We start from the raw sequence: 20,617 nt of genomic DNA, 5'->3' as shown, positions 1-20,617 counted from the left end.
GGACACGGCACACCGCACCCTGACCACGGGGCTCGCCAACCCCGGCAAGACGATGCCGCGGGGATGGGTTGGGGCGAGTCCTTGAACGATACGATTTAGATGCGCGGATTTAACTAGGAAGATGCTTAATTGGCGCTCTGATAAATCAGAAAAATGCCCTTTGCCGGGAAAGCGAACGCGGTTTGTATTGCTGCATTGCAAAACTCGTTCCACCCCCTTGCAGAAGATGCCCCGCGCTTTAATTGACGCACCGCCACAACCGCAACCACGACTTGTTCCGGCGCGACATTTTCAGGTCGCAATCAGACTGATCCCCAGTGCCATGCCGCGCGCATTCTCTCGCGCATTGCGCCGACCCCGTACCTCGCTACACTGGCCAAGCGCAGACTGCCCCGCGCCGCTTTGATTCGACCCCGTCCGCATCGCCGGCCGGGGCCATGCAATGCAAACCCGGAGGTAATGTGAACACCGACATGGTCAATCTCTCGATCACCGAGGTCTATGAGTTATCGCTTGACGTGTTGAGTCGAAATGGCTTTTCAACCGCGCACGCCAAGGCCATCGAGCAAACGATCACCGCGGGTCAGCGCGATGACTGCCAGTCTCATGGCATGTATCGCCTGATCGGTTGCGTGCGCACCTTGCAGTCCGGCCTGGTCGACCCCGAAGCGTTGCCTAACGTCACGCACCCCACGGATGCCGTCGTGCAGGTGGACGCGCAGCGCGCGTATTCCCTGTTGGCGTTTCAGGAAGGCTTGCCGCATCTGGTGGACAAGGCCAGGCGCAACGGCGTGGCCGTGCTGGCCATCAACAATTGCTTCCACTTTTCCGCGCTGTGGCCCGAAGTCGAAGCCATTGCGCAGCATGGCCTTGCGGGCCTGGCGATGACGCCCAGCCATAGCTGGGTGGCCCCGGCGGGCGGCACGCGTCCGGTGTTCGGCACCAACCCCCTGGCCTTCGCCTGGCCACGCCCCGGCCCCTACCCCTACGTGTTCGACTTTGCCACCAGCATGGTCGCGCGCGGTGAAATCGAATTGCACCGCCGCACCGGACGCGCCATTCCCGAAGGCTGGGCAATCGATGCAGAAGGCCGGCCCACCACCGACCCGGCCGCCGGGCTGGCGGGCGCGATGCTGCCGTTCGGTTCCTACAAGGGCTCCGCGCTATCCACGATGATCGAACTGCTGGCCGGCCCGCTGATCGGGGACTGGACCAGCATGCAATCGCAAGCGCACGATGCCGGCAAAGGCGGCACGCCCCTGCACGGGGAACTGGTGATCGCGCTGGACCCGAACATCCTGGGCCGTGGCCTGGCGCCGGCCAACGCCGACGCCGCCGAGGCCATGCTGGACGCCATCAGCGGCCAGGGCGCCCGCCTGCCTTCCGAACGCCGCTTCAAGGCGCGCGCCAAGAGCGAACAGGAAGGCGTGTGGATCGGCCGCGCGCTGTACGACGAAATCAGGACCCTTGGCGACCGCTAGCCGCGATGCTTGCGTGGCGCGCTTCCCCCAGCGGCGGGGGGGGGGGGGGGGGGTGGGGTGCCGGCCGGCACCCCACCCGCGCCGGAACGGTCGCGCACACGCAGCCACAGCAGCACGCCGCAGGCCCAGGTGATCAACTGCGAGCCAACCAGAAGATAAAACCCGGCCGAGTACGCAGCCGCCCCGGGCGCGCTATCGGCGGATGACATGGCAATGGCGGCGCCCATGGCGGCCGGCATCATCCCTCCGACCATGCTGCCCACCCCATTGACCACGCCGAACGCACTGCCTATGTGCTCGGGTCGCGCGTAAAACTGCATTGTGCTGGGGATCGCGGGGCTTTGCAGCCCCCAGCAGAATCCGGCCAAGCTCAAGCAGTAAATCGCGTGGTAGCGATCGTCGACAAGCAGCGCAAGCGACACCGCTGCCACGACGCCCAGGCTGCCGCCCACGAAGATCAGCGGCACTTGCTCGCGTTTAATCCGGTCGATAAGCCATCCTCCGGCCAGCACCGCCAGGATGGTTGACCATTGCGGCATCGAAGCAAGCCAACCCGTGTCACGCAAATCAAAACCACGCGCCTCCTTCAAGTATCCAGGCAGCCAGTTACCCACCCCCCACATATAAGCCAGAAAGCTTGAAGTCAAGACGGTGATGAGGATGACGTGCCGGGTCTGCAAGGCGCCCCGGAACATGCCGGGCAGGTGCCGGACCAACGTATCCCGTAGCGACACCGTGGCGCCGCGCTGCGGCTCGCTACCCGGCGGCATATGCACAAACAGCAGCGCCACGGGAATGCCCACCAGCAAGTTGACCAGCCCAAGCACATAGAACGACGCCTGCCAATCGAGTTGAAGCACCAGCATCGCCACAAAGGGATAGCCCAGCGCAAAGCCCATGCCGGTACCGCTATTGATCAGCGAGTTCGGCTTGCCGTTTTCGTGCCCGTCAAAGGTCGCCTTGACGTAGCACGAGGCCAGAGCAAACAGGGGGCCTTCCGATAAGCCCAACAGCAGCCGCGAGAGCAGCAGCAGGGAATAGCTGTGATACAAGGGCGACGTGACGGTGATCACGCCCCACAGGCACAAGCCATAGACCAGGCTGCGCCGCACGCCCAAGACCGCGACGCACATCGGTGTCAAAACGATCGAGGACAAGCCATAGCCCACCATGAACACCGTGGCGAGCAGGCCCTGCGCCCCCTTATCCACGGATGTCAGGCCGATCTGTTTCAGGAAGTCGGGCTGCGTGATCAGAATCGACAGGTTAATCCGGTCGACGTACGAGATAGTCACAATCAAGAAAATCGCGACCACGCCCAACCATCTGTTTGATAGACGTTGCATAGTGACCTCGGTAGTTCAGGCTTCGATGAAAGGCGCGGGTTGCGCCGCGCCTAAGTGCCGCGTTAGAAGGAGTGGTGGATACCGCTGGTCAGCACCGTCTGGTTGCGCGTTGACGACACGCCCACGCCATTGATCGCCGCGTGCGCCAACCCATTACCCGCGCGCTGATACACCGCCAGGGCGAACCATTCCGTGCGCTTGGAGAACTGGTGTACATGGCTGGCGCTGAACAAATCCCATTGGCCGCCCGCAAAAGCGCTGCGCGAATAGCCCAGGTTCAGGACATTGCGGGGCCGGTAGGTCCACGCTGCGCCCAAATCGGCGTTGCGCATCGATTCGTCGCGCCCGCGATACTTCAGTTGCACGCCGGTAAGCGTCGCATTAAGCCGCAGTGGCAGGCCGTCAAGCCGATAAGCCCCGCCCGCCCCCCAGATGCGCTGGCGCGGTAACGTGATGGGCACGCCCGAGACCAGGGCTTGACCGAACAAACGGGTGACGCCGGTGCTGCGCGCCAGGTCCATCCTGGCGCGGTCCTTGATCAAGGTGAAGGCCAGCGCGCCGGAAAAGCCGTGCTGTTGATAGCGCGCGTAGGTGCTTAGCGTGGTCGTGCTGCGCGGCCCGTCGCGCGCCGGCATCGACGCGAATCCATACTGCGCGCCCACTTGCCAACGTTGCGATGCCGGGGTCTGCAACTTGATGGAATTGTTCGCCTGGAATGTATTGGCCAGGTTGTCCAGGTTGCCCGGATGAAATAGAAAAAAATTGGTCAGCTGAAAACCGCTGCTGTACTTCCCAATGACATCGAACATGAAGTCCGGCTGGTGTCCCAACTGGACGCTGCCCCAACCGTTGCTCATGCCGACCCAGGCATTGCGGTTGAACAACACGCCCGGCACGATGGACGCCCCCGTGCGCGTGGCGAAGCCGCCTTCCAACAGAAAGTTGGCCCGCAGCCCCCCGCCCACGTCCTCGGACCCACGCAATCCAAAGCGATCCGGCTGCATGGTCCCGACGTCAGTACGCATGGAACTGCCCCCGGCGATATCGCTGATATAGCTGGCGCCTTGGCTCAGGCTTCCGTACAGATCGAGGCTGCTTGTGGCTCCTGACCCCGCCACGGCGCCAAACACGCCCGTGCAGGTGGCCATGCCGGTCGACAAGCCCTTTCTGACGCGCGTTGCAATGCGCCACGACAATCGGCGCGGATGGTTTACGGTCATGCCTTTCCCCTTATTCCCGTCTAGCGGGCTTTTATGAACTGCTACAAATCCAGGACCAGGTTTGCACCCAGACTCCCGGACACACAAACCATCATGCAGTTGTTGGCGGCTTTTTCGCTGTCGCTCAACACCGAATCACGATGCTCGGGCGTGCCTTGCAGCACGCGCGTTTCACAGCTTCCCCAGACGCCCTCGCGGCAACTGTGCGGGATGTCGATGCCGGCATCGAGCAGGCAGTCGAGCAGCCTTGCGCCAGAGGAAACCGCAACGGTTATTCCGGCCCGGGCCAACGTGACTTCGTAAGCTTTGCCCCGCACCGGGCCCGCGTCCTTGGCGCTGAAGCGTTCCACATGGCAATGGGCAAGATTCAACCCGGCGGCGGCGGCTTCAAAAGCGTCGATCATCGGCTTGGGACCGCAGCAATAGAAGTGCGCCGATGCGGGCATCGCGGCCAGAAAGCGACTCAGGTCGGGCGGGCCGCCGTGCTCGTCGTCGAAGTGCAGCTGCGATCCGTCCGCGGCAGGCACGCGCGACAGGAAGGCGGCCTCGGGGCGCGATCGCGCCGCGTACAACAGATTCACGCGCCTGCCCTGCCGCATCAGATCTTCATACATGCACAAGATGGGGGTGATGCCGATGCCCCCTGCGATCAACACCGAATGTTCCGCCGACGCTTCAAGCTGGAAGTGATTGCGGGGCGGATCGATCAACATTTGCTGACCCGGGCGCAATTTTTCATGGATGTAGGCCGAGCCGCCCCGGCTGTTGCGCTCGTGCAGCACGCCGACCACATAGCGATCGCGTTGGCCGGGCTCGCTACAGATCGAATAGCTGCGCTTCAAGCCATCTTGCAGGTGCAGATCAATATGCGCGCCGGGCGTGAAGGCGGGCAACTCCGAGCCGTCCGGCAACATCAGTTCCACGCTGACGACGTTGCGCGCTTCAAACCGCATGCCCTGCACACGGACCGGGATGGGAACAGGAACTGACATCAGAATTTTTCCAGATGAATGGTGAATTCCACGCTAGGGCTTGACGGCGGATTGATCGGTGGGGAACAGCCCAGGGCGCGCCGCGTCGAGGCTTTTCTGGCGGCGGGTATTGCCGTCGATTCCGCCGTCTATCGCCCATTCCGCGAATACCGTGGGGCCGGGTTCGAATTCGCGAGGCTGCCAGCGCTCGTCCAGCTGGTCTTCGTCGGCGTAGTATTCGATGAGGCCGCCCGCCGGATTCTTGAAGTACCAGAAGTATGCGGACGACACGGGATGCCGCCCGGGACCCAGCTGGGTTTCCCATCCGCAGCGCGCCATATGCAGCCCACCGCCGAACACTTCGTGGATATCTCGCACGGTAAAGGCCACATGGTTCAGGCCCGCGCGGGCTTGCGGCAGCTGCAACAAAAACAGATCGTGATGGCCGCCGCTTGCGTCGCACCGCAGGAACACGCCGCGCCCGGGGTAGCAGTCGGACATGACAAACCCGCAGAACTCCGTGTAGAAGCGCGCGGTGGCCTCCACGTCCTTGACGAAGAAGACGACGTGGCCGATTTCGATCGGGGTCGCGCGTTCGTAGATGGGCGACGCCTGATTCACCCGGGGCTTGGCCGCCCACGTGTTCATGGCGCCGCACTCCAGCACCACCGGCTGTCGCCGCGTGCGCTCGAAGCGGATCGTCAGGCCGTTGGGGTCCAGGCAGGAAACTCCGTCGTACCCCGTGCAATAACCCGGCTTGTCGCGCAAGCGGTCGGCCATGGTGATGAGCATGGCGTCCGACGATACGCCCCATACCACTTCGCGTAGCGTCGGCCCCGGCTCGATGGCGGGCGGCAGGTTTTCCGATGGCGCGTAGACCGCAACCTGGCACCCGTTCAAGGTGTGGAAGATCAAGCGGGACGGCGACGCCTCATGCAGCGTCAGCCCCCAGTCCAGGAAGAATGCGCGGCAAGCGTCAAGATCATCGGCGCTGTAAGTGATCTGGTCGATTCCGACGATACGGTGGTTCATTGTTTTCCTCGTTCAGATAAACCGCGGTCAGCAATTAGCCCAGGGCAACGGCTGCGCATTCATTCCCCAGTAAATGCTTTTTTGCTCCATGTACTGTTGGATACCCAGCCGGCCCTTCTCGCGGCCCAGGCCGCTGTCGCGCCACCCTCCGAAGGGCGTCGAAATCGAGAATTGCTTGTAGGTGTTGATCCAGACCGTACCGGCCTGGATCTGCCGCCCGATCCGCCATGCCTTCTTGTAGTCGCGCGTCCAGATGCCCGCGGCCAGCGCGTACACGCTGTCGTTAGCCAACGCGATCAGCGCGTCCTCGTCATCAAAAGGCATCGCAACCAACACGGGGCCAAAAATCTCTTCCTGGCAGGTGCGGTCGGTGTTGCTGAGGTTTTCGATGATGGTCGGCGCATAGAAATACCCCTGGTCGCAGCCCTTGCCCTCCGGCCGCTTGCCGCCCGTCCGTATGGTGCCGCCTTCGCTGAGGCCCAGTGCCACATAGCGTTCCACCGTCGCGCGGTGCTCCTCGCTGATCAGTGGTCCCATCTGCGTGGCCGGATCCGCCGGGTCTCCCACGCGAAGCCGGCGCGCGGCGTCGCTTAGCCGGTCCATGAATTGCGCATAGAGCGGCCGCGCCACGAACAGTCGCGAGCCGGCAACGCATGACTCTCCTGACGAACTGAAAATGCCGTACAACACGCCGTTGACGGCGTGATCGATATCAGCATCGGCCAGCACCATGGTGGGCGACTTGCCACCTAGTTCCATGGACACCGGCATCATCTTGTCGGCCGCGATACGCGCGATCTGCTTGCCCGTGCGCGTGCCGCCCGTAAAGGCCACCCGCTTGACCAGCGGGTGGCGAACCAGTGCATCGCCCAGCACCGAGCCCTTGCCCGGTAGCACGCTTACCATGCCGGCCGGCACACCCGCAAGTTCGCAGATGGCGGCCAGCTCCAACGCCATCAGCGGCGTGATTTCGGCGGGCTTGATAATGACGGCATTGCCCGCTGCCAGCGCGGGTGCCAACTTCTGCGCTTCGCTGGCAATGGGCGAGTTCCAGGGTGTGATCGCGGCGACGACGCCCATGGGCTCGTGCACGCTCATCGTCAGGCAGTCCCCGCGCGCGGGGGTCAAGCTGTCTTCCAGGGACTCGCACGCGGCCGCGTAGAACTGAAATGTTGCCGCCGCGCTGGCGACCAGCGCCCGGGTCTCGGTAATGGGCTTGCCGTTATCCAGACGCTGCTTCTGCGCCAGTTCCTCGGCGCGCTCGCGGATCATCTGCGCCACGCGATAGAGCACCCAGGCCCGCTCGTGCGGCTTTTTTTGCGCCCATTCGCCACGGCGAAACGCATCGTCCGCCAAGGCAACCGCTTCGTGCACGTCGTCCACGCTGGCCGCACGCAAGTGCGCAATGGGTTGGCCGGTGGCGGGATACACGCTGGCATACGCCTCGCCCCGCCCCGGTCGCCAGACACCGCCCACGCAAATGTCCAAGAGTTTCTTTTCGTTCATGGCAAGACTCCAAGGCATGGCGTCGGGGGTCAGAGGGCATCAGCCGTCTTGACGGGCGGGCCGGCGAAGTCGGTTTTGAATTTTCCAAGGGCAAGCATGTCCACTTCAATCAGGCACGGCCCGGTCACCCCGGCGCAGAATTTCAGGGCGGCTTCCATGTCGTCCACCCGCGACACACGCACGTGCGGCAACGTCAGCGATGCGGCCAGGGCGGCGTAGTCGGGGGTATGCAAATCCACGTAGTGACGGCGTGCCCCGTATTGGCGGTCTTGGATGTTTTTGATGACGCCGTAACCCCGGTCGTTCATCAACACGAACACCACGTCGGCCCGTTCTTGCACGGCGGTGGCCAGTTCACCCAGGTTCAGGATGAACCCCCCATCGCCGGACAAGCAGTAGGTCTTTTTGGCCGACCCGGTCACCGCCGCGCCGACCGCCGCGCCGATGCCCATGGCCAGGCCCTGCCCAATACCCCCGCCCAGTGCGTGCACGCCGGCCAGCGGGTCCAGCACTTTCAGGTAGCGGTTGCCCCAGGTGCTGTTTGACACCGTGACATCGCGCACCCAGTTAAATCGCTTGCCCATGTGGTGTTCAAGCGCGTCGACCAAATCCCCGTAGGCGCCCAGCCCGTCGCGCAGGGTCGCGCGGGCTTGCTCGCGTGCGCTGCGCAGATCCGCCAGGAAACCCTCATCGATCCGCATGCTGCCTTGCAAGCGGTTGGCCAGGCCATCCAGCGCCAGGGCGGCGTCGCCCTGTACAAAGTGGGTATTGGCGTAGCAGCGCCCGTCGGCGGCGGGATCGACGTCGATGCGGGTCAGATTGCAGGGCAGCGTCAGCCGGTATTGCAGCGTTTCATTGCCCCGCAAGCGTGACCCCACCACCAGCATGGCATCGCAGGTCTGGTAGAAGGCCTCGACAGGCGCTTGCAGGTTGAAGGCTCCCAGCGAGCCAGGGTCATCCTCGGGCAGCACGCCGCGCCCTTGTGTACTGGTGACAACGCCAAACCCCAGCTCGCGCAGGCGTTTGACCGCGCCCGCCGCGCCGCGCGCCCCGCCTCCCAGCCACAGCATCGGGCGGCGCGCCTGCACCAGCAGGTCTGCCAGACGGTCCAACGCGTCGGCGCACGGGGCGATCGGTGCAACGGGCAAGGGTGCCAATTCTGGTGTTGCGGGGACCAACGCGGCCTGGATGTCGATGGGAATCTCGACGCTTACCGGCCCGCGCGGCGCCGTCATCGCCACCTGGACGGCCTGGCGAATCACACGCATGGCCGTGTCGGCGCTGCGTACGCGGAATGCCGCTTTGGACACCGACTTCAACATGGACAACTGGTCCTGGGCTTCATGGATATAAGACATGCCGCGATCCACGAAGGCGCTTTCGATTTGCCCGGTCAGATGCAGCAGCGGTGTCCCGGCGGTGGTGGCTTCAACCAGCGCGCCCGCCGCGTTGCCGGCAGCGGTTCCGGTACTGGTGATGCAGACGCCCAGCCCCCCCGTGGTGCGCGCATAGGCGTCCGCCATGTTGGTGGCGCCCGCTTCGCCGCGCGCCGGCACGAAGCGGATGTTGTGACGTTCGCCTATTGCATCCAGGATGGGCATGTTGTGGATGGAAATCACGCCAAATGCGGCCTTGATGCCGCACTGCTCCAAAAAGGCGGCAATGGCATGGCCGACGGTGATGCGCTGTGGTTCATGCATGACGGGCTAATCCTCCGGATACATCAATGTGGCCGCCCGTGGTGTATGCCGCCAGGGGCGAGGCCAGGAAACAGATCGCATTGGCGGCTTCGCTGGGCGTGCCCAGGCGCGCAAGCGGAATTGCCTTATCGGTAGCCAGCTGCCCGGCCCATTCGTCCCAGCCCAGCGATTTGTCTTCGCGGGCCTCGAAGCGGCGGCGCCACTGGCCCGACTCGACCAGCCCCAACAAGATGGCGTTGACGCGGATGCCAAAGGGCGCGAACTCGGCGGCCATCGACCGGACCAGGTTGTGGACCCCGGCGCGCGCGGCCGACGTGGCGACCATGTGCGGCTCCGGCTGCACGGCCAGCAACGAGTTCACGCACACGATGGCGGGGGCCGAAGCCGCCTTCAGTTGCGGCAGAAACGCCTTGGTCGGCTGTATGACCGAGAAGAACTTCAGATTCAGTTCGTCTTGCCAGGCGGCATCGTCAGTGGAGGCGAAGGTGGATATCCGCCCCTGCCCGGCGTTATTGACCAGCACGCTGGCCGGGCCCAACCGCGCCAGCACTTGTTCCGCGAAGGTGGCCATTTGCGAAGCATCCAGCACGTCGCACTGCGCGGCGAACAAGCGCGCACCGGGCCGTTGGTCCAACAAGTAAGCGCGGGCGTTTTCCAGGCGTTGCGCATCGCGTCCGCAGAATGCAACGGCCGCGCCCGCGCTTAACAGGCGTTCGACCGTCGCCATCCCGATGCCGGACGAGCCGCCCGTCACCACCGCGACCTTGCCATCCAACTGCCACATGAAATTTCCCTTGAAGATTGATGTGATACCGCCGCCGGAAACGTGTAGGTCGGCGTTGTCGCGCTTAGTTGGAACCGCGTTGCGCCATCGTGCCCCTAGTGCATGACCATGCCGCCGTTCACGGCCAGCAATTGCCCGGTCATGAAACGCGACAGGTCCGACAGGCAGAACGCAACCGTGCCGCACAGGTCGGCGGGGATTTGTTCGCGGGCAATGGCGCGCTGGGTTCGGTAGAGCTCGTGGCGGGCGGCCGGCACGTAGTCGGTGGCTTGCACCCGCGTCAGGCCCGGCGCCACGGTGTTGACGGTGATGTTGTCCGCACCAAGTTCGCGCGCCAGCGATCGGCTCATGCTGATCAGCGCGCCTTTGCTTGCCACATACGCCAGCAACCTCGGTGCCCCCCACAACGCGGTGTCCGAGGCCACGTTCACGATGCTTCCCCGGCCACTGGCGCGCAGCGCGGGCAAGCACGCCGTGGTGATCAGCCAGGTGCCGCGCACATTCACCTCCATGACCTTGTCCCACGTCGCCACGTCCAATTCTTCGGCCGAGCGGCCGCCGGAATCGGTGATGGATGCGTTGTTCACCAATCCGTCCAGCCCGCCCATGACATGGACGGCGTCTTGGGCGCATCGCTTGCAGGAATTCGCATCGCGCAAGTCCAGCACGAAAGGCTCCGCGCGCAAGCCCGCGGCACGCAACCGGTCCGCCTGGTCGTTCAATTCCGTGCCCAGGATGTCGGCCATCGCCACCTGCGCGCCCGCTTCTGCCAGGGCTTCAGAAAATGCCAGGCCCAGCCCACGCGCCGCGCCGGTCACCAGGATGCGACGGCCGGCCAGCAAGCGCGGATCGACAAGGGGGGAATCAAGCTTGGACATGGTCGGTACGCTCGGCACTGTGCGGGGTTTGGATCTGAGCCTGGGTCTTGGACTGGGTCTTGGACTGGATTTCGGCCTGGATCTCGGCTTGCGCGCGCCGCTGCAAGATGCGGCGCACGCGCGTGATGCCAACGTCATGCTGATAGAGGATCTCGTGCTTGCGTGCGTCCGGCGCCATGTTCTCCAGCACAACGCGGTCTTGCTCAAGCACATCCCAGTGCAGGCCTTCAAGACGATTTCGGTACAAAAAACGCCAGACATCGCGCTGCCATCCCTGCACCTGACGGGTCCGCCAGAAGAAGACCTGGCAGTGGTCATCGTCCACGGGTGTGGCGTAGCCCACGATGCCAAATTGCCCGCCCGGGCCGAATCGCTTTTTGTAGGGAATGGACAGGCGCAACCACATCGACTGCGTTTCGCCAAACTCGACCCAATCAAAATTCACGCCGGCCTGATTGGTCTTTTCGAAGACAAGCCCGGTGTCGGTTTCGCGGATGGCCATCTGCGCCTGCTTGTCGCCATCCGCCATCGAATGCGACGCCGCGTGCAGGTAGGCGCCGTGCATCGGGTCCATGACGTTGTCGATGGCGTAACGGTAATTACAGGCCCATTGCGCCGTGCACAGGAAGTGCGAATAGTCCTCGCGTTGCAACTCGTCCGGCAAACCCAGTTCCGGCGCCGGCCCGTCGCCAAACCACAGGAACACCGCGCCCGCCACGACCTTTACCGGGTACGACTTCACACAGTGCCGGCCTTCAAGCGGGGTTTGGGAAACGGCCGGCACACATTTGACCTGCCCATCTTTGCCCACTTCGACGCCGTGATACCAACAGGCCACGCGGTCGCCCAGATTCCAGCCCAATGACAGGCGCGCGCCGCGGTGCGGGCAACGGTCTTCCAGCGCATGGACTTCGCCCTGCTGATCACGCCACAACACAATGTTCTGGCCCAGGCGCGTGATGCCGACCGGCGCGCCGCTCACCGCCCAATCCGCGATGACGGGGTACCAATAATTGCGCAGGCCCTGATTCAAGCGGTTCTCTATCAGTTCGACTGTCATGGCATTAACTCGTGAAGTGGAAAGGGTTTGCAGCCGAGCGCTGCCCAACCGCGCGGGCGAAGCGTCACGCGCCAAGCCCGCGCATGGCCTGAAGAAAGGCGTCTTCAGTCCAGGGCCGGCCGTCCGGCGTATGCAAGCCTTGTGCATTCAAACTGGCAACAACGTCCGTCGGCGTCTCGGCGCCCGCGTCGAATGCGGTTTCCAGCGCGTCGCCCAACGCGTTTTCAAAATCGGTCGGCGCTTGGCTACGCGATTGCCAAATCAGATTTCGCGCGGCTCCCGGCCTTTCGATATCGCCTTTGCCGGCGGTGTGTTCGGCGCTGGGCAACGGACGGTGGACGAGGCCGGGGTTGAAGTCGGTCATGGACGACGATGCGGGCACTGGCATGGCCTTTCTCCTTAAGCGACGGCGGCTGCGTCGTTTTATATACGAAACATTGTTTTGCCTGCGATTCAATTATGGTGATCGCCTGGTGGGGATGCATCCGGGATATCCCTAGCGCCCCAACTTTTCGAACTAGTCCTATCTGCCGCCCTTTTTCGAAGCGAGCTGCGGTACTCTGACGTCGCAATTTTTCAACCCCCTGCCCGGAGCCCATACGTGACCGACCCCGAAAACAGCGAGACGCCGTCCGACCGCTATGCCGTACCCGCGTTGGAGCGCGGTCTGCTGCTGCTTGCCGAATTCAACAGAGACGACAGGACGTTGACGGCTCCGGAATTGGCTCGTCGGTTGTCGATCCCGCGCTCGACTGTCTTCAGACTGTTGACCACCCTTGAACGGATGGGCTTCGTGCGCAAGGTGGAGTCCGGGACGGCCTATCGGCTGGACATGGCCGTGTTGCGCCTGGGTTTTGAGTATCTGGCGTCGTTGGAATTGAACGAATTGGGCAGCCCGCTGCTGGAACGGTTGCGCGACGAGACCAAGCTGTCGTCAAACCTGGTGGTCCGCGACGGGCAGTCGGTAGTGGTGGTCGCGAAGTCGTCGGCCCCAACGCCTTTTGTCAGCATGCTTCACGTGGGAACGCGCCTGCCCGCGCATTCCACGTCATTGGGACGGGCGTTGTTATGCGAGTTGACGCTGGACGAATTGCAAGCGCTCTACCCCAACGCAACCCTGGACGCCTACACGGCGCGCACGCCGTCCACGGTGACGGCGTTGCACGACATGCTGCGGCAGGACGCCGCGCGCGGCTACGTAAAGGATGTCGGTTTTTTTGAGGCCACTATCGCCAGCGTAGTCGCGCCCGTCCGCGACGGCAGCGGTCGGATCGTTGCCGCCATTGGCGTCACCATTCCCACCACGCACATCGAAAGCCGCGCCCTGAACGAAGAGGCCGTGGTTGCCACCGTGCGCCAAAGCGCGGCGGAATTGTCCGCGTTGTTGGGTCATGCGGCACGCTGATGACAGCGCCGGCTGCTGATCGGGATTGCCGTCAGCGCAATACCGCCGTGCGGCTTTCCGATCTCGATGTGGGGCCTGCCGCTGTGCAGCCCCAAAGCTCCATCAGCGCAGCTCCGGCAACCCCGGCAGCAGCTTGTCCAACGTGATCGGGTAGTCGCGCACGCGGACACCGGTGGCGTTGTAGATCGCATTGGCAATCGCCGCGCCCACGCCGCACAGGCCCAGCTCGCCCACGCCCTTGGCTTTCATGGGCGAGGAAATCGGGTCGGTCTCATCCAGAAAGATGACCTCCTGGCTTGGGATGTCGGCGTGCACCGGCACCTCGTAGCCGGCCAGGTCGTGGTTCACGAAGAAGCCGACGCGGTCGTCCACCGCCAGCTCTTCCATCAAGGCCGCGCCCACGCCCATCGTCATGGCGCCGATCACCTGGCTGCGCGCGGTCTTGGGGTTCAGGATGCGCCCGGCCGCGCATACGGCCAGCATGCGCCGGATGCGCGTCTCGCCGGTGGCCGCGTCCACCGCCACTTCGACAAAATGGGCGCCGAAGGTGGACTGCTGGAATTTCTTGTCCAGGTCCCCGAATTCCATCGTGTCTTCCGCCACCAGGTCGCCGCCCGCCGCCGCATCGCGCAGCGTCGCCGTCCGGCCGGTTGCATCGGTGACCGAGCCGTCCGCAAAGACCGCCCCGTCCGTGGCAAAGCCCAGGCGTTGCAGGATCTGGGTGCGCAGCTTGTCGCACGCCGCGTACACGCCGGACGTTGAGCTATTGGCGCCCCACTGGCCGCCCGAGCCGGCCGACACCGGGAAGTTGGAATCGCCCAGCCGCACAATCACCTTGGCCAGCGGCACGCCCAGCATTTCCGCGGCAGTCTGCGCAATGATCGTATAGCTGCCGGTGCCGATATCGGTCATGTCCGTTTCAACAATGACCTGGCCCGCCGCATCCAGACGCACGCGCGCCGCCGATGTGGTCACCAGGTTATTGCGAAAGGCCGACGCCACGCCCATGCCCACCAGCCAGCGCCCGTCCCGGCGGGCGCCGGGTTTGGCGCTGCGATTGGCCCATCCAAAATGGTCCGCGCCCAGGCGCAGGCATTCAATGAAACGGCGTTGTGAGAACGGGCGGTCCGGCTTGGCCGGGTCCACCTGCGTGTCGTTGCGCACGCGGAATTCCACCGGGTCCAGCCCGGCCGCTTCGGCCATTTCGTCCACGGCGATTTCCAGCACCATCATGCCGGGCGCCTCGCCGGGCGCGCGCATGGCGTTGCCTTCGGGCAGGTCCAGCTGCATCAGGTTCAGCGCGGTCAGCCGGTTGGCGCCGGCGTACAGCAACCGCGTTTGTTGCACGGCCAACTCGGGCTGGCCGCCCGGCAAATCGCCCGACCAGCTTTCGTGGCCGATGGCAGTGATCTTGCCGTCTGGCGTCGTGCCGATGCGCACGCGCTGAATCGTTGCGGGCCGATGCGTGGTGTTATTCGCCATCAACGGGCGTTGCAGCGCCACCTTTACCGGCCGGCCCGCCGCCCGCGCGCCCAGCGCCGCCATCAAGGCATCCGCGCGCACAAACAGCTTGCCGCCAAAGCCGCCCCCCACATAGGGCGAGATCAGGCGCACTTTTTCGCGCGGCACGCCCAAGGTGCGCGCAAGGTCGCCACGGCCCCAATCCACCATCTGATTCGACGTCCACACCGTCAGCGCATCGCCTTCCCACTTGGCCACGGACGCATGCGGTTCCATCATGGCGTGCGATTGGTCGGGCGTGGTGTAGGTGTGGTCGATCTTCACCGGCGCCTGGGCGTAGGCGCTTTCGAATTCACCCACGCGGTCCTCTTGCGGATCGCCCTTGCCGGCCTTGTCCGTGGACGCTTTCTCGGCGGCCAGATCAAACGCGCCTTGCGTGCGTTCGTACTGCACGCGGATGAGCCGGCTGGCGGCGCGCGCCTGTTCCAGGTTTTCGGCCACCACCAAGGCGATGGCCTGGTGATAGTGTTCGATGGCAGGGCCGCCCAGCAGCGTGGCGGTATTCATCTTGCCCTTGCCCAGCTTGCCGGCGTTTTGCGCGGTCACCACCGCCAGCACGCCCGGCGCGCGGCGCGCGGCTTCGATGTCCATCGACGTGATGCGGCCTTTTGCAATGGCCGCGCCCAGCACATAGCCCACGGCGGCGTCCGGCGCCACGTCATGCCGCTCGTAGGCATAGGGCGCCCGGCCGGTGGTTTTCAAGGGGCCGTCGATGCGATCGACGCCATGGCCCACGACCTTCATTTGATCGATGGGATTTTGGGTAGCGGGAGTATCGAATTTCATCGCGTCAGGCCCTCGCTTGCGCCAGCACTGCACTCAGGGTTCGCGCCGCCAGCGTCAGCTTGAACGCGTTGTCGGCGGTGGGTCGGGCATCGGCCAACAGGCGGTCGGCCACCGCTTGCGCGCCTTGCGGCAATGCGGCGTCGGCCGCGTCCAGACGCCACGGTTGCGGCGCCACGCCGCCCAACGCCACCCGGCCGCTGCCGTCCGCCTGGACCACGGCGGCCACGGACACCAGCGCAAACGCGTAGGACGCGCGGTCGCGTACCTTGCGGTACACGTGCGTGCCGCCGGCCGGCTTGGGCAGGGCTACCGCCGTAATCAGCTCGCCGGGTTCCAGCGTGCTTTCAATATGCGGCGTGTCTCCGGGCAGGCGGTAGAAGTCGGCAATAGGAATCACGCGCGTGGCGCCGTCCGGCCGCACCGTTTCCACCTGCGCGTCCAGCACGCGCATGGCCACCGCCATGTCGCTGGGGTGCGTGGCGATACAGGCGTCACTGGTGCCGATCACGGCCAACTGACGCGTTACGCCGCCGATGGCCGAACAGCCCGTGCCCGGCGCGCGCTTGTTGCACGGCATGTTGGTGTCGTAGAAATACGGGCAGCGCGTGCGTTGCAGCAGGTTGCCCGCTGTGGTCGCCCGGTTGCGTATCTGCCCGGACGCGCCGGCCAGAATGGCGCGCGACAGCACGGCGTAGTCCCGCCGCACGCGCTCGTCGGCGGCCAGATCGGTATTGCGCACCAGGCTCCCGATGCGCAGCCCGCCGTCGGGCGTGGGCATGATCTGGTCCAGCTCCAGGCCGTTCACATCGATCAGGTGCGTGGGCGTTTCCACTTCCAGCTTCATCAGGTCCAGCAGATTGGTGCCGCCCGCGATGAAGCGCGCGCCGCGCGCCTGGGCGGCGCTGGCGGCGGCGTCGGCGGGGGTGCGTGCGCGTTCGTAGGTAAACGGCCTCATGCTTTGCTCCCCGCCACCTCGGTGATGGCTTCAATGATGTTGGAATAGGCGCCGCAGCGGCAGATGTTGCCGCTCATGCGTTCGCGGATTTCGTCCACGCTGAGCAGCGGGCGCTCGGTCAGGCTGTCGCTGACGTGGCTGGGCACGCCTTGCGCCAATTCTTCCAGCATGGCCACCGCCGAACAGATCTGACCGGGCGTGCAGTAGCCGCACTGATAGCCGTCATGCTTGACGAAAGCGGCCTGTAGCGGGTGCAGCGCGGCCGGCGAGCCCAGCCCTTCAATGGTGGTGATCTCGGCGCCGTCATGCATCACCGCCAGGGTTAAACAGGAATTGACGCGGCGCCCATCCAGCACGACCGTACAGGCGCCGCACTGGCCGTGGTCACACCCCTTCTTGGTCCCGGTCAGATGCAAGTGTTCGCGCAGCGCGTCCAGCAAGCTGGTGCGCATGTCCAACGACACTTCGCGTGGCGACCCATTGACCCGCAGCGTTACTGTGGCGGACATGGGCTGCACGCCGGTCTGCGTGGCCTGCTGCGCCAACGACACCGACGATGAGGCGGCCATGGCGGTTGCGGAAACGGCGCCCGCTTTCAGCAGATTGCGCCGGGTGATCTTGATTGCGGATGAGTTTTCCAAGTCTGCCCCTTTGTTTAGTCGGCGACGCGGACGGCGACGCGCTGCGGGTCGGGTTGCGGGTCGGGTTTCGGGTCGGGTTGCAGCAACCCGCATTCCCATTCCCGGCGGGAATGCGCGGCGGCGTGTGTCGTCTGTTGGATACGTTGCTGCGTCAGCTCTGCCAGGATCGACACCGCGATCTCTGGCGGGGTGCGGCTGCCGATGGGCAGGCCCACCGGGCCGCGCAGGCGCGCAACCTGCGCTTCTGTAAAACCAAAGTGTTCGCGCAGACGCGCGCGTCGCTGTTCGTTGGTGCGGCGCGAGCCCAACGCGCCCACAAAGAACGCCGGCGACGGCAGCGCCTCCAGCAAGGCCATGTCGTCCAGCTTGGGGTCATGCGCCAGCACGATGATCGCCGTGTGCACGTCCGGCGCAAGGGCCATCACCGTGTCGTCAGGCATCGTCGTGACAAGTCGAGTACCCGGCACGTCCCAAGACGCGGCATATTCTTCGCGCGGGTCGCACACGGTGACGTCGAAGCCCAGCGCCAGCGCCATCGGCGCCACATAGCGCGCGATGTCGCCCGCCCCGACCAGCAGCAAGCGCCATTGCGGGCCGTGTAGCGTGGTAAGCGTCTTGCCATCCCAGCCGAATCGATCGCCCGGCGCGGCAAGGGCCAGCAACGCGGTGCCATCGGCCAGGCTCAACGATCTTTTGATAAGTTCGCCGTCGCGCAGGCGGTCGGCAAGGCTTTGCAGTTGCACCGCATCCGGTTTGGGTTCGATCAACAATTCCAGGATGCCGCCGCAGGGCAAGCCAAAGTTCAGGGCTTCGTCGCGGGTGGCGCCGTACGTCAGGGCGTAGGGGCCAGCGCGCCACAGGTCGCCGCGCCGCATTTTTTCGATAAGGTCGTCTTCGATACAGCCACCGGATACCGACCCTGCGATGCGGCCATCGTCGCGCACCGCCAGCCACGATCCGCGTGGCCGGGGCGAGGCGCCCCAGGTTGCGGCTACCGTGGCCAGCACAAACCGGTGGCCCTGGCGCCGCCACGCCTGGATAGCGGCCAACACTTGTAGATCAAGACTTTCCATGTTGGTGCCCTTGGAAATATCGGACTTACTCTAACAGTGGCTTACCCGGCAAGAAAAGAGGCAAAATCCGCATACACCGTTGAGTGAAATTCACGAATTACGGGGGGGAATGTCGGAAGTGGCGCGGGTGTCCGAGACGCCACGCTCCACCTCCCAGCTGCCCACCGTCAATCGTGATCGCCCAGCAAGCGCCATGCCTAGGCCGCTACTATCTTCGTCAGCCCTTCCTTGTCCGCCCCTTCTTTGTTAGCCCCATCTTTGTCAGCCCCTTTTTTGTCAGCCCCTTCTTTGTCAGCGCCTTCTTTGTCCGCCCCTTCCTTGTCACCGCCTTCCTTGTCAGCGCCTTCCTTGTCCCCGCCTTCCGCGTCCCCCTCTTCCGCGTTGCGCGCTTTGCCCTCGGCCGCGTGCATCGGCATCTTGCTGGCGGCCGGCCATGGGCGGCGCTACGGCGCAGACGCCCCCGGTCAGGACAAGTTGATGGCGCGATTGGAAGATGGCACGCCGGTGGCGGTGGCGTCAGCCCGCGCGCTGGGCAGCGCCACGTCACGCACCATCGCGGTGCTTCGACCCGACCAAGCGGCGCTGGGCGCGCTGCTGCAAGCGGAAGGATGCGAGCTTGTCATGGTGGGCGCGATCGCGGACGGCATGGGCGACAGTCTGGCGACCGCCGCCCGCCATTTGCTTGGCTCGCCCATTGACCGGGCCAAGGGTTCCTTACCCAAAGGGCGAGACGTTGCCGCCCAGGGGCAGAGCGTTCCCGCCGCGTCGTCGTGCCTTGTCGCCTTGGCCGACATGCCGTGGTTGCGCGCCGACACCTGCCTGCAAGTGGCCGCCGCAGCGGCGCGCCATCGCATCGTGACGCCTACGTGGCAAGGCAAGCGCGGCCACCCCGTCGCCTTCGCGCGCGATCTCTGGCCCGAGCTTGCCGCGCTGTCGGGCGATGTGGGCGCGCGCAGCTTGCTACTGCGCCATCCCGTGCACGAGTTGGCGGTGGACGACCCCGGCGTGCACGCCGATGTGGACACGCCGCGGGACCTGCACGCCGGTCATTGATTCTGCCGTATCCCGGCCAGGTATCCCGGCCAGGTAGTCCGGCCAGGTAGTCTGGCTACGTATTCCGGCTACGTATTCCGGCTACGTATTCCGGCTACGTACCCGGCCCGGTATCCCGCCTACGTATCCCGCCTACGTATCCCGGCTACCGCGTTCATCCGCGCGTCCGCCCGCGCCGCGCCAGCGCGCGGTTCCTAAGGCGCGTCGGTTATGCCGGCCTCGCTGACGATCTTGCTCCAGCGCGTTTCTTCCTGTTTTACGTAATCCCCCAGCGCGGCAGGCGTGCCCACATCAGCCACCAACCCTTCCAATTCCAGCGCCGCCTTAAAATCCGCCTTGCCCGACACGTTCTTGATCGCGCCGTTCAGCTTGTCGACCACCGCTGCGGGCGTGCCTTGCGGGACGAACACGCCGTACCAGCTGTCCACGTAGTAGCCCGGCACACCCGCTTCGGCCACGGCAGGCACGCCGGGATAGGACGGCGAACGGTCTTTGGTCGTCACGGCCAGCGCGCGCAACTGCCCGGTCTTGACGTGGCCGCTGACGCTGGCCGACGTCGAAAAGATCATGTCGATCTGCCCACCCATCAGGTCGTTGATGCCGGGGCCCGCGCCCTTGTACGGCACATGCAGGACGTCGACCTTGCCCAGGCTTTTGAACAATTCTCCGGCCAGATGCGCCGACGTGCCATTGCCGTAAGAACCGAACGTCAGCTTGCCAGGATGCGCGCGCGCGTAGGCCAGGATGTCCTGCACGCTTTTGAAATTGGACTTGGGCGACACCACCAGCACGTTGGGCGACTTGCCGATCAGCGCAACGGGCGCAAACGCCTTGTCGGTGTCGTAGGGCAGCTTCTTGTGGATGGCGGGGTTGACCGCATGCGCGAACGTCGCCATCAGCAGCGTGTAGCCGTCGGGCGGACTCTTGGCCACATTCTCGGTGCCGATGATGGTGCTGCCGCCCGGCCGGTTCTCGACGATGACCGATTGACCAAGTTCGTCGGTCAGGCCCTTGGCAAGCTGGCGCGCGATGATGTCCGTGCCGCCGCCCGGCGTAAACGGCACGACGATGCGCAATGGCCGGTCGGGAAAGGCGGCGTGCGCTTGCGGCGCGGCCACGGCGCCTAGCGTCAACATTGCAGCGGCGATCGCCCTGATGGGCCGCAAGGCAAAGGGGTAGGTCTTCATCGTTGTCTCCTGATATTT

Annotated in this window: 19 protein-coding genes; 3 read left to right on the top strand and 16 right to left on the bottom strand. The window is 64.8% G+C overall.

The features are described from left to right. The first annotated feature begins 473 nt into the window (after positions 1–473). Positions 474–1,481: an Ldh family oxidoreductase gene (locus V6F88_RS20175; protein WP_442880373.1), complete on the top strand. Its 1,008-nt coding sequence runs from the start codon at positions 474–476 to the stop codon at positions 1,479–1,481. On the opposite strand, the gene V6F88_RS20170 is transcribed toward V6F88_RS20175, so the two are convergent. The 10 genes from V6F88_RS20170 to V6F88_RS20125 all read right to left on the bottom strand — a co-directional run bounded on the left by V6F88_RS20170 (position 1,478) and on the right by V6F88_RS20125 (position 12,342). Then, entirely contained in the window at positions 1,478–2,827 is a 1,350-nt protein-coding gene (locus tag V6F88_RS20170) for an MFS transporter (protein ID WP_332611742.1), read from the bottom strand. The genes V6F88_RS20175 and V6F88_RS20170 overlap by 4 nt on opposite strands. Before the next feature lie 62 nt (positions 2,828–2,889). Continuing rightward, entirely contained in the window at positions 2,890–4,047 is a 1,158-nt protein-coding gene (locus tag V6F88_RS20165; RefSeq protein ID WP_332611740.1) for a porin, read from the bottom strand. 41 nt (positions 4,048–4,088) lie between these two features. Continuing rightward, positions 4,089–5,039, bottom strand: coding sequence for a PDR/VanB family oxidoreductase (locus V6F88_RS20160; RefSeq protein ID WP_332611738.1), 951 nt, complete (start codon positions 5,037–5,039; stop codon positions 4,089–4,091). Between the two features lie 33 nt (positions 5,040–5,072). Beyond that, positions 5,073–6,050, bottom strand: a complete 978-nt coding sequence (locus V6F88_RS20155) for a VOC family protein (protein ID WP_332611737.1) — start codon at positions 6,048–6,050, stop codon at positions 5,073–5,075. Positions 6,051–6,077: 27 nt separating this feature from the next. Next, positions 6,078–7,556, bottom strand: a complete 1,479-nt coding sequence (locus tag V6F88_RS20150; protein WP_332611736.1) for an aldehyde dehydrogenase — start codon at positions 7,554–7,556, stop codon at positions 6,078–6,080. A 29-nt stretch (positions 7,557–7,585) separates the two neighbouring features. Then, positions 7,586–9,256: a thiamine pyrophosphate-binding protein gene (locus tag V6F88_RS20145; protein ID WP_332611734.1), complete on the bottom strand. Its 1,671-nt coding sequence runs from the start codon at positions 9,254–9,256 to the stop codon at positions 7,586–7,588. Further along, positions 9,249–10,040: an SDR family oxidoreductase gene (locus tag V6F88_RS20140; RefSeq protein ID WP_332611732.1), complete on the bottom strand. Its 792-nt coding sequence runs from the start codon at positions 10,038–10,040 to the stop codon at positions 9,249–9,251. The genes V6F88_RS20145 and V6F88_RS20140 overlap by 8 nt, the downstream gene beginning before the upstream one ends. Positions 10,041–10,135: 95 nt before the next feature. Further along, the gene (locus tag V6F88_RS20135) at positions 10,136–10,918 is read right to left on the bottom strand and encodes an SDR family oxidoreductase (RefSeq protein WP_332611730.1); all 783 of its coding nucleotides are present in this window, start codon (positions 10,916–10,918) and stop codon (positions 10,136–10,138) included. Next, on the bottom strand, positions 10,905–11,978 hold the full coding sequence (locus tag V6F88_RS20130; RefSeq protein WP_332611728.1) for an aromatic ring-hydroxylating dioxygenase subunit alpha: 1,074 nt from the start codon (positions 11,976–11,978) through the stop codon (positions 10,905–10,907). The genes V6F88_RS20135 and V6F88_RS20130 overlap by 14 nt, the downstream gene beginning before the upstream one ends. 64 nt (positions 11,979–12,042) lie before the next feature. After that, a complete protein-coding gene (locus tag V6F88_RS20125) occupies positions 12,043–12,342 on the bottom strand; it encodes a recombinase-like helix-turn-helix domain-containing protein (RefSeq protein WP_332611726.1) in 300 nt (99 codons plus the stop codon). Between the two features lie 237 nt (positions 12,343–12,579). On the opposite strand from V6F88_RS20125, the gene V6F88_RS20120 reads away from it, so the two are divergent. Next, positions 12,580–13,383, top strand: a complete 804-nt coding sequence (locus V6F88_RS20120) for an IclR family transcriptional regulator (protein ID WP_332611724.1) — start codon at positions 12,580–12,582, stop codon at positions 13,381–13,383. 102 nt (positions 13,384–13,485) lie between these two features. Here V6F88_RS20120 and paoC read toward each other — a convergent pair whose 3' ends face one another. From paoC to V6F88_RS20095, 5 genes are all read right to left on the bottom strand, one after another. After that, positions 13,486–15,690 (bottom strand): aldehyde oxidoreductase molybdenum-binding subunit PaoC, encoded by a 2,205-nt coding sequence (paoC, locus tag V6F88_RS20115; RefSeq protein WP_332611722.1) that lies wholly within the window; start codon positions 15,688–15,690, stop codon positions 13,486–13,488. 4 nt (positions 15,691–15,694) lie between these two features. Next, entirely contained in the window at positions 15,695–16,645 is a 951-nt protein-coding gene (locus tag V6F88_RS20110; RefSeq protein WP_332611720.1) for an FAD binding domain-containing protein, read from the bottom strand. Further along, positions 16,642–17,286, bottom strand: coding sequence for an aldehyde dehydrogenase iron-sulfur subunit PaoA (gene paoA, locus V6F88_RS20105; RefSeq protein WP_332611718.1), 645 nt, complete (start codon positions 17,284–17,286; stop codon positions 16,642–16,644). The genes V6F88_RS20110 and paoA overlap by 4 nt, the downstream gene beginning before the upstream one ends. A 14-nt stretch (positions 17,287–17,300) precedes the next feature. Then, positions 17,301–18,359, bottom strand: coding sequence for an XdhC family protein (locus tag V6F88_RS20100; RefSeq protein WP_332611717.1), 1,059 nt, complete (start codon positions 18,357–18,359; stop codon positions 17,301–17,303). 197 nt (positions 18,360–18,556) lie between these two features. Then, a complete protein-coding gene (locus V6F88_RS20095; protein ID WP_332612067.1) occupies positions 18,557–18,769 on the bottom strand; it encodes a hypothetical protein in 213 nt (70 codons plus the stop codon). On the opposite strand from V6F88_RS20095, the gene V6F88_RS20090 reads away from it, so the two are divergent. Further along, positions 18,768–19,412, top strand: a complete 645-nt coding sequence (locus tag V6F88_RS20090; protein ID WP_332612032.1) for a nucleotidyltransferase family protein — start codon at positions 18,768–18,770, stop codon at positions 19,410–19,412. The genes V6F88_RS20095 and V6F88_RS20090 overlap by 2 nt on opposite strands. A gap of 194 nt (positions 19,413–19,606) precedes the next feature. Here V6F88_RS20090 and V6F88_RS20085 read toward each other — a convergent pair whose 3' ends face one another. Then, on the bottom strand, positions 19,607–20,599 hold the full coding sequence (locus V6F88_RS20085; RefSeq protein WP_332611715.1) for a tripartite tricarboxylate transporter substrate binding protein: 993 nt from the start codon (positions 20,597–20,599) through the stop codon (positions 19,607–19,609). Positions 20,600–20,617 lie beyond the last annotated feature (18 nt).

Source organism: Achromobacter sp. ESBL13 (assembly GCF_036668755.1).
Taxonomy (GTDB): Bacteria; Pseudomonadota; Gammaproteobacteria; order Burkholderiales; family Burkholderiaceae_B; genus Achromobacter.
This window is presented reverse-complemented; position numbering and strand designations above follow the sequence as displayed.